At 71.8% G+C, this 14180-nt stretch carries 11 protein-coding genes; 3 read left to right on the top strand and 8 right to left on the bottom strand.

All coding sequences use genetic code 11. The annotated features are described in order from the left end of the window. Positions 1-10: 10 nt before the first annotated feature. Entirely contained in the window at positions 11-1375 is a 1365-nt protein-coding gene (locus GFD30_RS01460) for a TrkH family potassium uptake protein (RefSeq protein WP_322632820.1), read from the bottom strand. 215 nt (positions 1376-1590) lie between these two features. Then, positions 1591-2958, bottom strand: coding sequence for a Na+/H+ antiporter NhaA (gene nhaA / locus GFD30_RS01465; protein ID WP_322632821.1), 1368 nt, complete (start codon positions 2956-2958; stop codon positions 1591-1593). Between the two features lie 369 nt (positions 2959-3327). Here nhaA and GFD30_RS01470 point away from each other — a divergent pair, with 369 nt between their 5' ends. After that, positions 3328-3783, top strand: coding sequence for a carboxymuconolactone decarboxylase family protein (locus tag GFD30_RS01470; protein WP_153023425.1), 456 nt, complete (start codon positions 3328-3330; stop codon positions 3781-3783). Positions 3784-3830: 47 nt separating this feature from the next. Here GFD30_RS01470 and GFD30_RS01475 read toward each other — a convergent pair whose 3' ends face one another. Beyond that, the gene (locus GFD30_RS01475; RefSeq protein ID WP_153023426.1) at positions 3831-4214 is read right to left on the bottom strand and encodes a DoxX family protein; all 384 of its coding nucleotides are present in this window, start codon (positions 4212-4214) and stop codon (positions 3831-3833) included. 39 nt (positions 4215-4253) lie between these two features. On the opposite strand from GFD30_RS01475, the gene GFD30_RS01480 reads away from it, so the two are divergent. Then, the gene (locus GFD30_RS01480; RefSeq protein ID WP_322632822.1) at positions 4254-5225 is read left to right on the top strand and encodes a sigma-70 family RNA polymerase sigma factor; all 972 of its coding nucleotides are present in this window, start codon (positions 4254-4256) and stop codon (positions 5223-5225) included. Positions 5226-5277: 52 nt separating this feature from the next. Here GFD30_RS01480 and narI read toward each other — a convergent pair whose 3' ends face one another. From narI to GFD30_RS01500, 4 genes are read right to left on the bottom strand one after another with little or no spacing between them, the layout of a single operon-like run. Continuing rightward, positions 5278-6021: a respiratory nitrate reductase subunit gamma gene (narI, locus tag GFD30_RS01485; protein ID WP_153023427.1), complete on the bottom strand. Its 744-nt coding sequence runs from the start codon at positions 6019-6021 to the stop codon at positions 5278-5280. Next, positions 6018-6626: a nitrate reductase molybdenum cofactor assembly chaperone gene (gene narJ / locus GFD30_RS01490; protein ID WP_153023508.1), complete on the bottom strand. Its 609-nt coding sequence runs from the start codon at positions 6624-6626 to the stop codon at positions 6018-6020. Before narJ ends, narI begins: the two co-directional genes overlap by 4 nt. A gap of 32 nt (positions 6627-6658) precedes the next feature. Beyond that, positions 6659-8389, bottom strand: coding sequence for a nitrate reductase subunit beta (narH, locus tag GFD30_RS01495; RefSeq protein ID WP_153023428.1), 1731 nt, complete (start codon positions 8387-8389; stop codon positions 6659-6661). Then, positions 8389-12093 carry a nitrate reductase subunit alpha gene (locus GFD30_RS01500; protein ID WP_322632824.1) on the bottom strand — a complete coding sequence of 1235 codons (3705 nt, stop codon included), beginning with the start codon at positions 12091-12093 and terminating at the stop codon, positions 8389-8391. The genes narH and GFD30_RS01500 overlap by 1 nt, the downstream gene beginning before the upstream one ends. A gap of 192 nt (positions 12094-12285) precedes the next feature. Here GFD30_RS01500 and GFD30_RS01505 point away from each other — a divergent pair, with 192 nt between their 5' ends. Further along, a complete protein-coding gene (locus GFD30_RS01505) occupies positions 12286-13497 on the top strand; it encodes an MFS transporter (RefSeq protein ID WP_153023429.1) in 1212 nt (403 codons plus the stop codon). Between the two features lie 7 nt (positions 13498-13504). Here GFD30_RS01505 and GFD30_RS01510 read toward each other — a convergent pair whose 3' ends face one another. Beyond that, positions 13505-14116 (bottom strand): TetR/AcrR family transcriptional regulator, encoded by a 612-nt coding sequence (locus GFD30_RS01510; protein ID WP_153023430.1) that lies wholly within the window; start codon positions 14114-14116, stop codon positions 13505-13507. Positions 14117-14180: the final 64 nt, after the last annotated feature.

The raw sequence follows: 14180 nt of genomic DNA on the forward strand, positions 1-14180 counted from the left end.
CAAGTGCCGGTCAGCTCACCAGGGGCCGTTCCTCCGGGAAGGTGTAGAGGCGGCGGCGGGTGCGCAGGGCGAGCGCGGCGGCGACGGCGACGGTCCCGACGCGGCCGATGAACATGAGGATGATGACCGCGATCTGGCTGGCCGGCGGCAGGTCGGGGGTGATCCCGGTGGACAGGCCCACGGTGGCGAACGCCGAGACGGCTTCGAACAGGACCCGGTCGAGGCCGAAGCCGGTGTCGACCATGATGACCGCGGTCCCCATCGCGACGGCGGCGACGCCCAGGAGCGCGACGGTGAGCGCCTGGCGCTGCGTCTCCGCGGGGATGGCGCGGCCGAAGACGGCCACGTCCGGCTCGCCGCGGATCTCCGACCAGATCACGACCGCCAGGAGCGCGAACGTCGTGACCTTGATGCCGCCCGCGGTTCCGGCCGGGCCGCCGCCGATGAACATGAGCGCGTCGGTCAGCAGCAGCGTCTCGGGGGTGAGCGCGCTGACGTCGAGGTTGTTGAACCCGGCGGTGCGGGGCTGGGTGCCGGCCACGAACGCCGCCAGCAGCTTGTCGCCGGCACCGAGCGGGCCGAGCGTCGCCGGGTTGCGCCATTCCAGGACCGCGTAGCCGGCGAACCCGACCGCGAGCAGGACACCGGTCATGACGGCGGTGATGCGCGTGTGCAGCGACCACGCGATCCTGGCGTGGCCGCGTCCGCTTCCCCGTCGGGCCGCTCTGCGGGCGTTGCGCAGTGCTTCGACCATCACCGGGAACCCGATGCCGCCGATGATGACCGCGGCGCTGACCGTCAACGTGACCACCGGGTCGGTCACGAACCCCATGAGGCTGTCGGCCTCGAGGCCGAATCCGGCGTTGTTGAAGGACGCGACCGAGTGGAACACGCCGTGCCAGACCGCGTCGGCCGCCCCGTACCCGTAGTGGATGCGGAAGCGGAAGGCGAGCACGACCGCGGTGGCGGCCTCGACGACGACGGTCAGCAGCGCGATCTGGCCGACCAGGGTGCGGACGTCGCCCAGCCGCACCGAGCTGTTCTCGGACTGCGCCAGCAGCCGGCCGCGCAGCCGCAGCCTGCCGAGGACCAGGACGCCCAGCAGGGTGCCGGCCATGATGATCCCGAACCCGCCGATCTGGATGAGGGCGGTGACGACCGCCTCGCCGAAACCGGACCAGTAGGTGCCGGTGTCGACCACGACGAGGCCGGTCACTGACACCGCCGAGACCGCGGTGAACAGGGCCGTCAGCACCGGCGCGGCCCGGCCGTCCTCGGTCGCGACCGGGAGCATGAGCAGCCCGGTGCCGGCGAGGATGAGCGCCAGGAACGCCAACGGCACCAGCCTGGCCGGGTGCTGCAGCGATCGGATCACTCCTGGACGATAACCGCGACCGGGCCGCCGCCCGGACGGCCTCGCAGCTGCCGTCCGAGCGTGGAACACCAGGTCACGGCCTCGGACGGCGAGTCCGACGCGGGCTGCGGGCCGCCGCGGGGACGCCGTAGCGATCCCGTCAATATTCCGTCAACAACCCGTCGACCGACGGCGGGTTCGACGCGTCGCGGCGGACGGGGGGCCTGGCCCGCCCTTCAGTCGGCGGTGCCGGCGCTCCGCTTGGGTGCGGTCATGGCGACGATCGCGGCGCCGATGAGCGCGGCGGCGACCGACCCGGCGAGGACGCCGATCTTCGCCTCATCGGTGAGCAGTGCCGTCTCGGCGCCGTGGAAGGCCAGTTCGGTGATGAACAGCGCGACGGTGAAGCCGATGCCCGCGACGGCGGCGATGCCCGTCAGCAGCGGCCAGCCGGTGCCCTCGGGAAGGCGCCCGGCCCCGGTCTTGACCGCGAGCCAGGTGGCGGCGGTGATCCCGATCGTCTTGCCCGCGACCAGGCCGAGCACGATGCCGAGCGTCACCGCCGACGTGGCGGCGGTCGCCAGCAGGTCGCCGGACAGCGCGACGCCGGCGTTGGCGAGCGCGAACAGCGGGAGCACCACGAACGAGGAGAACGGGTGGTGCTCGTGCTGGAGGCGGTGCGTCGGCGGCTGCGCGTCCCTGGTGAGCCGCACGAGCTGCTCGGTCTCCTCGACCGTCAGGCCCTGCTTCGCCAGCTCCTGCGCTTTGGCGTGGGCCGCATCGGGGTCCAGCAGCGGCTTGGCGGAGATGATCAGGCCCATGGCGACACCGGCGACGGTGGCGTGGATCCCCGACTCGAGGGTCGCCAGCCACAGGGCGACGCCGATGACGAGGTAGACCGGGCCGGACCACACGTTGAGCAGGCGGAGCCCGATCGCGAGGGCGAGGATGACGCCTGCGGCGGCGAGCCAGGGCATGGACAGGTCGTCGGTGTAGAAGATCGCGATGACGGCGATCGCCCCGAGGTCGTCGACGATCGCGAGGGTCAGCAGGAACACCTTCGCCGCCGACGGGATGCGCGAGCCGAAGAGGGCGAGCACGCCCACGGCGAAGGCGATGTCGGTGGCCATGGGAATGCCCCAGCCTCCGGAGCCTTCTCCCCCGGCGTTGAACGCCGCGAAGATGAGGGCCGGAACGGCCATGCCGCCGATGGCGCCGGCCACCGGCGCGACCGCGTTGCGGACCTGCCGCAGTTCGCCCGAGACGATCTCGGACTTGATCTCCATGCCGACCACGAAGAAGAAGACCGCCATCAGGCCGTCGTTGATCCAGTCCCGCAGCGAGTGGTGCAGCTCGAAGTCGCCCACGTGGATCGAGATGTCCAGGCCCCACAGGGACTCGTAGGAGGCGGCCCACGGCGAGTTCGCCCACAGCATCGCGACGGCGGCGCAGACGACGAGGACCACGCCGGCGGCGGGCTCGATCTTGAGGAACTCGGCGGCCGGGCGCCCGACCCAGCGGGCGAGGGGCTTGCGCGAGTACAGGAACGTGGGCTGGTCCCGCCAGATCGGGGACTTCCAGGGCTCCTTGGTGGCGGTGGGCACGGATGGGCTCCGTTCGGGTCGACGACAGCGTTCGCCGACCAGACTTCCCGGCACACCAGCCGCAACCCTACAGCATCCGCAGCAGCCGAGAACTCCTCATGCCGCGGCACCGCACGGGCGGGCGGCCGCCGGCCCAGGACGCTCCCGGGTCCTGTCGCGCTTCGCCACTCGCAGGCCGCGTCGCACTGCCGGACCGGAACGGCCACCGGCGGACGGGGGCACCGCAACCGGCGAAGGACTCGTGATCGCCGGCCACGAGTCGGCACGGGGATTCGGTCGGAAAATATCCTTCGGGAATCCGTCTGGTTCCTTCGCTTCCGTCCGTCAACGCTGTGCAAGCGAATCCGGACGAGAACACGGAGGAAGTCAATGGAAGCTCGCATGACCAGCCCCGCAATGGTGCTCCCCGACGCCTACAAGGCGATCGGCGCGCTCAACAAGGCCATCGTCGCGGCCGACGTGCCCGAGAGCACGCTTGAACTGGTGCACCTGCGCGCGAGCCAGATCAACGGCTGCGCCGGATGCGTCGTCTTCGGGGTCGAGCAGGCGAAGCAGAAGGGCGAGACGGACGACCGGCTCCACTCGGTCGCCGTCTGGCGCGAATCGCCGCTGTTCACCGAGGCCGAGCGCGCCGCGCTGGCGCTGGCCGAGGCGGCGACCCGGATCGCCGACCGGCCGGACGCGGTCACCGACGAGATCTGGCTCGAGGCCGCGAAACACTACGACGAAGAGGCCCTCGCCGCCATCCTGCTGATGATCGGCATGACGAACCTCTTCAACCGCCTCAACGTCCCGACGAGGCAGCCCGCGGTCAAGAACTGGTGAACCCGAGCCGGTGGCGCCGGACGGCGCCACCGGCTCCCGGTGGGCGCTCAGCTCGTGAACGCCCAGGGGCCGAAGCGGCCGATGGCGATGAAGACCGCGATCGCCAGGTAGACGAGGTCGCCCACGACCGTCTTGCGTTCGCCGCGGCGCAGGCGCACGGCGGTCGCACCGACGAACAGGAGCGCGACGCAGGTGGCCGTCACAGGGACCAGGACCGGGGCGATGCCGAGGACCGCGGGGAGGATCAGACCGATCGCGGCCAGGAATTCGAGGGCCGCGATGCCTCGCAGCGCGGCGGGGCTGAAGTCGAGGACCCATTCGGCGGTCGGACCGGCCGAGGCGATCTTCTCCCTGGGAACGAACGCCTTCGAAGTGCTGACGAGGAGCGCCGCGGCGAGCAGCCCGGTGAGGATCCAGAGGACGGTGTTCATGGTCGGTTCCTTTGCAGTGATAGTCGGTCGGGCCTTCATGTGGAACGGGTCCGCCGCCCGACCGGCCTGCCGTTGCGGCCGGTCGGCGTACGATCTCGTTCCTTACTGCTGTTGACGGATGGCGACGGGGAAACCAGACAGATGGACGAAGGAACGTTGTCGGCCGAGCGATTCGAGGAGCACCGCGCTCATCTGCGAGCGGTGGCGTACCGGATGCTCGGTTCGCTGAGCGAAGCCGAGGACGCGGTCCAGGAGGCGTGGATCAAGGCCGCTCGCGCGGACGTGAGCGGGGTCGAGAACCTCCGGGGCTGGCTGACGACGGTGGTGAGCCGGGTGTGCCTGGACCTGCTGCGGTCGCGCAAGTCGCGGCGCGAGGATCCGCTCGACGAGCGGCCCGTCGAGCCGGCGGTGCGGCTGCTCCGGCGGTCCGATCCCGAGGCGGAGCTGGTCATGGCCGATTCGGTCGGCTTGGCGCTCTTGGTGGTCATGGAGGCGCTGTCGCCGGTCGAGCGGCTGGCGTTCGTGCTGCACGACCTGTTCGCGGTGCCGTTCGCCGACATCGCGCCGATCGTGGACCGCAGCCCGGAGACCACGCAGCGGATCGCCAGCCGCGCCCGGCGGCGGGTCCGCGACCAGGGCGAGGCGGATGCCGGCGACCGGCTGCGGCGCTTCCGTGCGGTCGACGCGTTCATGCAGGCCGCGCGGGACGGCGAGTTCGCGACGCTGCTGTCGATGCTCGACCCGGAGGCGACGTACCGGCCGGACGAGGCGGCGCGACTGCTGGGCGCGGGAACCGAGATGTTCGGGGCCCGGGCCATCGCGGAGGCGTTCTCCGGTGCGGGCCAGTGGACCCAGGCGGTGCTGCTGAACGGCGACGTCGGCGTGGTCCTGGCGCCGCGCGGCAAGCTGCGGCTGGTGCTGACGGTGTCGTTCAAGGGCGACAGGATCGCCGCGATCGAGGCGTTCGCCGAGCCGGAGCGCCTGGCGGCCGTGGAACTGCGCCTCCCTTGACGGCCCGGCCGGCTCCGCGCCGTTCGACCATCCCGGCGGACGCTGCCGCGGCTCAGCTCCAGCCGCGGCGGATCGGCCGGGTGGCCGCGGTCGGCCGCCGGTCGCGGGACCGGTAGACCACGTAGGGCCGGAACAGGTACCCGACGGGGGCGCTGAAGGCGTGGACCAGCCTGGTGAACGGGAAGAGGGCGAACAGGGCGAGACCGATGAGAGCGTGGAGCTTGAAGGCGCCCGAGGCCGCCGACATCGCCGCGACGTCGGGCTGGAGCACGAAGACGCTCCGAAACCAGACCGAGACCGTCTCGCGGTAGTCGACCTCCGGGGCACCGGTCAGGCCCGCGACCGCCGAGAGCAGCGTCGTCGCCAGGCCCGCGAGGATCGCCGCCACCAGCACCAGGTACATGACCTTGTCGTTGACGGTGGTGGCGCTGAAGACCGGGCCGGTGGTGCGGCGGCGCCAGATGAGCAGGGCGATGCCGCCGAGCGTGGTCACCCCCGCGAGGGCGCCCAGCGACAGCGCGGTCACGTGATACGCGTCGTCCGTGATCCCAACGGCGTCCGTCCAGCGCTCGGGGATCAGGAGGCCCACCACGTGGCCGATGATCACCACCAGTAGTCCGAAGTGGAACGTCGGGCTGGCGATGCGCAGGAGCCTGGACTCGTAGAGCTGAGATGAGCGGGTGGTCCAGCCGAAGCGGTCGTAGCGGTAGCGCCAGACGGTGCCGCCGACGAGGACGGCGAGGACGACGTACGGCAGTGCGCCCCAGAGCAGGTAGTCCAGTGCCGACGGTGTCATCGCCCGGCTCCCGCCTTCGCGGGCATCCCCAGGAGGACGGCGCCGCTCCGCGGTTTCCCGTAGGGGTCGAGGCCGACGTCCTCGGTCGGCGGCCCGGCGGCGGCGAGGCGGGCGGCCTCGCGGCGCGCCTCGTCCGGAGGCGGGAGCGTGGCGGCCACGGCGTCGAGGACGGCCGCGTACGGGCTCCCGCGTTCGCCGAGGGCGGCCCAGAGGAGCTCGATGCCCGGCTGGAAGCGGACGAGTAGGCGCTCTCCTTGCGCCGCATCCCCCCTGGCCGAGAATTCGAGGACCACGGCCAGGTGGTCGGGGAGCTCGGCCGCGTCGAGCGTCCAGCCGCAGGCGCGATAGACCTCCTTGATGCTCGCCAGCGCGTGGCCGCGCCGCCTGGTGTCGCCGTCGGTGTAGTAGGTCAGGTGCAGGGACCGCTTGCGTTTGAGGTCGAACGTCTCGACGTACTCGGCGCCGAGGCGGAGGGCGGGGGTGCGCGCGGCGTGGTCGCAGCAGGAGGCCAGCGCTCGGCCGGCGGCGGTGCCGAGCTCGGCGGCTGCGGCCGCGACGAGGGGCAGGCGGTCGTAGAAGCGCTGGTCGGGGTAGGTGAGCAGCATGGCGGCGGCTTGGCGGACGACCGCGGTCTCGTTCACTGTGGCTCCTTGTTCTCGGGGTTGCGGCTCTCGGGGTCGCGGGCCGGTGCGGTGCCGGCCTTCTGGTCGCGTTCGGGGAAGAGGCCGGCCGGGCGGCCCTTGCCGTCCCAGTTGAGGAGGTTGACGCGGCGGGGCGGGCCGGTGTGGCCGTCGCTGGTCTGGCGGTCGCGCAGGGCGTGGAAGTTCTCGACGGCGGCCGCCTGGGGCCTGCCGGACGCCTCGCCGAAGGGAGCGCCGCCGCCCATGCCTCCCATGCCGGGGCCGCCCTCGAAGTCGAGGCTGCACCCGATCTCCTCGATGACGCCGCGGTCGGCCTCGTCCACGCCGTACGCGGTCGGCACGACGTACCGCTCGTCGTACTTGGCGACGGCGAGGAGGCGGTACATCGCTTCGACGTCGGCGCCGGTCATGCCGACCGCGGTCGCGATGGCCTCGTCGGGCGCCTGGCCGAGGTTGATGCGGCGCATGTACGAGCGCATCGCCGCCAGCTTCGCGAGCACGCGCTTCACCGGCGCCGGGTCGCCCGCGGTGAACAGCTCCGCGAGGTACTCGACCGGGATGCGGAGGGCGTCGATGGCGGCGAACAGGTTCCCGGCGTCCTCGCCGTCGTGGCCGGTCTCGCTGAGGGCGTCGACGACGGGCGAGAGCGGCGGGATGTACCAGACCATCGGCATCGTCCGGTACTCCGGATGCAGCGGCAGTGCGACCGCGAAATGCTTGGCCAGCTGGTACACCGGGGACCGGCGCGCGGACTCGATCCAGCGCGCGGGGATGCCGTCGCGGGCCGCGGCCGCCTGGACGTCGGGGTCGCCGGGGTCGAGGAAGACGTCGAGCTGGGCCGCGTACAGGTCCCGCTCGTCCTTGACGGCGGCGGCCTTGCCGACGCGCTCGACGTCGTAGAGGACGACGCCGAGGTACCGCAGGCGCCCGACGCAGGTCTCGGAGCAGACGGTGGGCATGCCGACCTCGATGCGCGGGTAGCAGAGCGTGCACTTCTCGGCCTTGCCGGTCTTGTGGTTGAAGTAGACCTTCTTGTAGGGGCAGCCGGTGACGCACATGCGCCAGCCGCGGCACTGGTCCTGGTCGACGAGGACGATGCCGTCCTCGGCGCGCTTGTACATGGCGCCGGACGGGCACGAGGCGACGCAGCTGGGGTTGAGGCAGTGCTCGCAGATGCGCGGCAGGTAGAACATGAAGGACTGCTCGTACTCGAACCGGACCTTGTCGCCGATCTTCTGGACGATCGGGTCCTGCGAGCCGAGTTCCTCGCCGCCGGCGAGGTCGTCGTCCCAGTTGGCGCTCCACTTGATCTGCATGGGGTCGCCGGAGAGGAGGGAGCGGGGCCGCGCGCCGGGGATGTCGTCGCCGAGCGGGGCCGAGACCAGGTGCTCGTAGTCGTACGTCCAGGGCTCGTAGTAGTCCTGGATCGCGGGCATCTTCGGGTTGGCGAAGATCGTGGCGAGCTTCTTGAGCCGCCCGCCCGCGCGGGGTTTGAGTCTGCCTGCGGCCGTGCGCTTCCAACCGCCCTGCCAGCGCTCCTGGTCCTCGTGGCGGCGCGGGTAGCCCTGGCCGGGACGGGTCTCGACGTTGTTGAACCAGACGTATTCGACGCCGGAGCGGTTGGTCCACGCCTGCTTGCAGGTGACCGAGCAGGTGTGGCAGCCGATGCACTTGTCGAGGTTCATGACCATGGCGACCTGGGCCATGACCTTGCCGATGCGTGCCATCAGTAGTGGACCTCCGTGGTGCGCTTGCGGACGACGGTGATCTCGTCGCGCTGGTTGCCGGTGGGGCCGATGTAGTTGAACGCGTAAGAGAACTGGGCGTAGCCGCCGATGAGGTGGGTGGGTTTGACGAGGAGGCGGGTGAGCGAGTTGTGGATGCCGCCGCGCTTGCCGGTGGTCTCGGTCTTGGGGACGTCGACGACGCGTTCCTGCGCGTGGTGCATGAAGACGGTGCCGTGCGGGATCCGGTGGGAGACGACGAGTCGGGCGGCGACGACGCCGTTGCGGTTGACGGCCTCGACCCAGTCGTTGTCCTTCGCGCCGATGGCGTCGGCGTCCTGCGGGCTCATCCAGATGTTCGGGCCGCCGCGCGAGAGGGTGAGCATGAGCAGGTTGTCCTGGTACTCGGAGTGGATGGACCATTTGGAGTGCGGTGTGAGGTAGCGGACGGCGACGGCCTTCTCGCCGGTCGGGCCGATCTCGGGTTCGCCGAACAGCGCGGCCATGTTCAGGGGCGGCCGGTAGACCGGGAGGGCCTCGCCGAACTCGTGCATCCAGTCGTGGTCCAGGTAGAAGTGCATGCGGCCGGTGAGGGTGTGCCAGGGCTTGTCGTGTTCGAGGTTGATGGTGAAGGGCGAGTAGCGCCGGTCGTAGGCCTCCTTGCCGGACCATTCGGGGCTGGCGCCGACGGCGGTGGGGCCGCGCTGCGCGTCGGCGAAGACGACGCGGCGCTCGGCCGAGCCGTGGACGAGTTCGCCGAAGTCGGTGCCGGTGCGGGCGGCGAGGCGCTGGAAGCCCTGGGCGGCGAGGCGGCCGTTGCTGGTGCCGGAGAGGGCGAGGATCGCCTCGCAGGCCTTGACGTCGGTGTCGAGGCGGGGGCGGCCTGCGGCGGGGCCTTCGGCGACGGTGCCGCAGCGCTCGCCGAGCCATCCGATCTCGACGTCGGGTGTGAAGGAGACGCCTTTGACGGGGAGGCCCTTGGTCTCGGCGAGGGGCCCGAGCGCGCCCATCTTGGCGGCGACGGCGGTGTAGTCGCGTTCGACGGCGATGATGGCGGGCATGGTCCTTCCGGGGACGGGGAGTGCGCCCCGGGCCTTCCAGTCGGGTGCGGTGCCGCCGGGCTGCGCGAGTTCTCCGGGGGTGTCGTGCTGGTGCGGGGCGGCGACGAGGTCGACGGCGGTGCCGAGGTGGTCTTCGGCGAGTTCGGAGAAGCGCTGCGCGAGGGCGTGGAACGCTTCGAAGTCGGTGCGGGCCTGCCAGGGCGGGTCGATCGCGGGCGAGAAGGCGTGGACGAACGGATGCATGTCCGTTGTGGACAGGTCGTGCTTCTCGTACCAGGTGGCGGCGGGGAGCACGAGGTCGGAGAGCAGCGTCGTGCTGGTCATGCGGAAGTCGAGGGAGAGCAGGAGGTCGAGCTTGCCCTGGGGAGCCCGGCCGTGCCATACGAGGTCGGCGGGCCGCCGGTCGGGCGCGGCCTCCTCGCCCTGGACGGCGTTCTGGGTGCCGAGCAGGTGCTTGAGGAAGTACTCGTCGCCTTTCGCGGAGGAGCCGAACAGGTTCGCGCGCCAGACCGTGAGGACGCGGGGCCAGTTCTCGGGCGCGTCGGGGTCCTCGCATGCGAACCGGAGGTCCCCGGAGGCGAGCTCGCGGGCGATGTACGCGCCCGGTTCGAGGCCGGCCTCCTTCGCCTCCTGTGCGAGGAGGAGCGGGTTGCGGTCGAAGGTCGGGTAGGACGGCATCCAGCCCATGCGGGCCGAGGCGGCGACGAGGTCGGCGGTGTGGCGGCCGGACAGCTCGCCCGGGCCGGTCGGCGAGGTGAGCGCGCCGGCGTCGTAGGTGTCGTAGCGCCACTGGTCGGTGTGCAGGTACCAGTACGGAGTGGAGGCCGTGAACCTGGCGGGGCGGGTCCAGTCCATCGCGGAGGCGTATGCGGCCCAACCGGTCAGGGTCCGGCACTTCTCCTGGCCGACGTAGTGGGCCCAGCCGCCGCCGTTCCTGCCCTGGCAGCCGGTGAGCAGCAGCAGGGTCAGGAACGCGCGGTACATGGTGTCGCCGTGGAACCACTGGTTCGTACCCGCACCGAGGACGATCATCGCGCGCCCGCCCGAGTCCCTTGCGGTGGCGGCGAACTCGCGGGCGATGCGCGCGATCCGCTCGGCCTTCACCGAGGTGAGCGATTCGGCCCACGCGGGCGTGCACGGCTCGTCCGCGTCGTCGTAGCCGGTGGGCCACTGCCCGGGCAGGCCGGGCCGGGCGACGCCGTACTGGGCGAGCAGCAGGTCGAACACGGTGGTGACCAGGCGGCCCGCGACCCGGTGGACCGGGACGCCGCGCACCGCGGTACCCCCGCCGGCGCCGTCGACGGGACCGGCGGCGGTACCGGCAGCGCTGTCGAAGCGCGGCAGCGCGATCGCGGCGTTCTCGCCGCCGTCACGGTAGAGGGAGAGCCGCGGTGTGACGCCCTGGAGGTCGAGGTTCCAGCGGCCGGGGCGGTCCTCGTCCCAGCGGTGCCCGAGCGTGCCGTTCGGGGCGACCGGCTCTCCGGTGCCGTCGTCGATGAACACCGGCTTCCACTCCGCGTAGGGCTCCTCCCCCGGGAGGGCGTCGCGCCGCAGGAACCCGCCCGGGACCAGCGTGCCGCCGCGCTCGACGAGCTCGACCAGGAACGGCAGGTCGGTGTACTTGCGCACGTACGCGTCGAACGCTTCGGTGCGCTGCTCCGCGAAGTGCTCCCTGAGGATCACGTGGCCCATCGCCATCGCGAGGGCGCCGTCGGTGCCCGGGTGCGGGGCGAGCCATTCGTCGGCGAACTTCGCGGCGTCGTTGTAGTCGGGGGCGACGGTGACGACCTTCTGGCCCCGATAGCGGGCCTCGGCCATCCAGTGCGCGTCAGGGGTGCGGGTGACCGGCACGTTCGAGCCCCACAGCATGAGATAGGCGGCGTCCCACCAGTCCCCGGACTCGGGCACGTCGGTCTGGTCGCCGAAGACCTGCGGCGAGGCGACCGGCAGGTCCGCGTACCAGTCGTAGAACGAGAGCATGGAGCCGCCGATGAGGTTCACGAACCGCGCGCCGACGCCGTGGGAGACCTGCGACATCGCCGGGATCGGCGAGAACCCGGCGATCCGGTCGGGCCCGTACGCGCCGACGGTGTGCACGTGCGCGGCCGCGGCGATCTCGATCGCCTCGTCCCAGGTGATGCGCACCAGCCCGCCCTTGCCGCGCGCGGACTGGTAGCGGCGGCGCCGCTCCGGGTCGGTGGTGATCGCGGCCCACGCCGCGACCGGGTCGCCGAGGCGGGCCTTGGCCTCGCGGAACATCTCGACGAGGACGCCGCGCCCGTACGGGAACCGCACCCGCGTGGGCGAGTAGGTGTACCAGGAGAACGCGGCCCCGCGCGGGCACCCGCGCGGTTCGTACTCGGGCCGGTCCGGCCCCACCGACGGGTAGTCGGTCGCCTGGGTCTCCCAGGTGATGATGCCGTCCTTGACGTACACGTTCCACGAGCAGGAGCCCGTGCAGTTGACGCCGTGCGTGGAGCGGACGACCTTGTCGTGGCTCCAGCGGTCGCGGTAGAACACGTCCCCTTCGCGCCCGCCCTCCTTGAACACCGCGCGGAGGTCCTCGGTGGAACCGGACCGGGTGAGGAACACCCCGGTGCGCAGCAGCAGGTCGGCGGCGCTCGGCGCCTGGTCCGTCTGGTCCACCTGCGTGTTCCCTTCTGTCGGTCCCGGCGACCCGCTGGATCGAACCGGGAGCCCGCGGTCCAGATTAGGGGCTTTTGCCCCGAACGGAGGGTGCAATCGTCATACTGTCCGCGGGCCCTGTGCTCGAACCGGCCGCGGCGGATCACCGCCGGGACCGCGTCCCTGGATCCGCTGCAGCGAGGAGGCCGCCCGATGGGAACGCCCGAAGCGTCCGCTCCGGTGCAGCGCGGGGCCGGAGCCAACCTCGCCCTCGCCACCGCCGCGTTCGTGCTCACCTTCTGGGCGTGGAACCTGATCGGCCCGCTGTCCAAGACCTACTCCGAGCAGCTCGGCCTGAACCCGACGCAGACCTCGGTCCTCGTCGCGTTCCCGGTCCTGGTCGGCGCCGTCGGGCGCATACCCGCCGGCATCCTCACCGACCGGTTCGGCGGCCGGGCCATGCTCACCGCGACGTGCTTCGCCGCGACCGTCCCGGTGCTCCTCGTCGGGCTCTCCGGGAACTCCTACGCGGCCCTGCTCGCCTCGGGATTCCTGCTCGGCGTCGCGGGAACCTCCTTCGCGGTCGGCATCCCGTTCGTCAACGCCTGGTACCCGCCCGCGAAGCGCGGCTTCGCCACGGGGGTCTTCGGCGCCGGCATGGGCGGCACCGCCCTCTCGGCGTTCCTCACCCCGCGCCTGGTCGACGGTGTCGGACTCCTGCCCACCCACCTGCTCATGTGCGCCGCGCTCGCCGCGATGGGGCTGGTCTGCTGGGCGTTCGTGCGCGACGCCCCGCAGTGGCGGCCCGCGAAGGAGCCCGCGCTGCCGCGGCTCAAGACCGTCATGCGGCTCAAGGTCACCTGGCAGATGGCGCTGCTGTACGCCATCGCGTTCGGCGGTTTCGTCGCCTTCTCGACCTACCTGCCCACCATGCTCACCACCGCCTACGGCTTCGCGCAGACCGAAGCGGGCCTGCGGACCGCCGGGTTCAGCCTCGCCGCGGTCGTCGCCCGGCCCGTTGGCGGGAGCCTCTCCGACCGGGTCGGCCCGCTCAGGGTCTGCCTGGCCTCGTTCTTCGGCGCCTCGGTCATGGCCGTCGTCCTCGCGTTCGAACCGCCTCCCGAGATACCCGCCGGGACCGCGTTCGTCCTCATGGCGCTGTTCCTGGGCCTCGGCACCGGCGGCGTGTTCGCCCTCGTGGCCGAACGGGTCGAGCCGGCCCGCGTCGGCGGCGTCACCGGGATCGTCGGCGCCGCCGGCGGCCTCGGCGGGTACTTCCCGCCCCTGGTGATGGGCGCGGTGTACGAGCTGACCGGCAGCTACATGCTCGGCCTACTGCTGCTGGCGGCGACGGCCGCGGCGGTCGGGATCTTCGCGATGCGGGCCTTCCGGGGCGCGCGCGAAGTCGAGCACCGCCCGACCTGAACCGGTGTCACCGGCTCGCCGGGACGATCCCGTCGAGCAGGTTGGCGACGAGCCCGCGGGCGAAGTCCTCGGTGACGGGTTCGTCGGGGATGAGGAGTCGGTGGTAGACGGCTCCCCAGAGCTGGTCGACCACGATCTGCACGTCCACGTCGGACCGGATCTGCCCCTGCCGCCGGGCCTTCAGGAGGCGGTCGCCGGCGAGGCGCCGCCGCTGGGAGGAGTAGAGCTGCCGGTAGGCGACCGCCAGTTCGGCGTCCGTCTGCGACTCGCCGATCAGTTCGAGCAGCGCCCGGCCCGCCGGCGTCTGCGTCATGAGGCGGGTGAAGGCGAGGAGCTGGCTGAGCAGGTCGGCCCGGATGTCGCCGGTGTCGTCGAATGCGAGGGTCTCCTCGACGGCGTGGAAGTAGCCGTCGAGGGCGAGCGCGCCCTTGGAAGGCCACCATTTGTAGAGGGTGGTCTTGCTGACTCCGGCCTCGCGCGCGACCCGTTCGAAGGTGAGGTCCGCGAGGCCCTCGCTGAGGATGAGCGCGCCGACGGCCTCCAGGACGTCGGCGCGCACTTCCTCGGCGGGGCGGCGACCGCGGCCTCGGCCCGCGGGGGCCGTCGTCCGGTCGGTCATCGGCGGACCCTCAGGGGAGCGGCGGGGACGGTGGTGCGCATGGGTTCATTCTCCTTGCTCGACT

The organism is Glycomyces albidus (assembly GCF_009451885.1).
Taxonomy (GTDB): Bacteria; Actinomycetota; Actinomycetes; order Mycobacteriales; family Micromonosporaceae; genus Glycomyces; species Glycomyces albidus.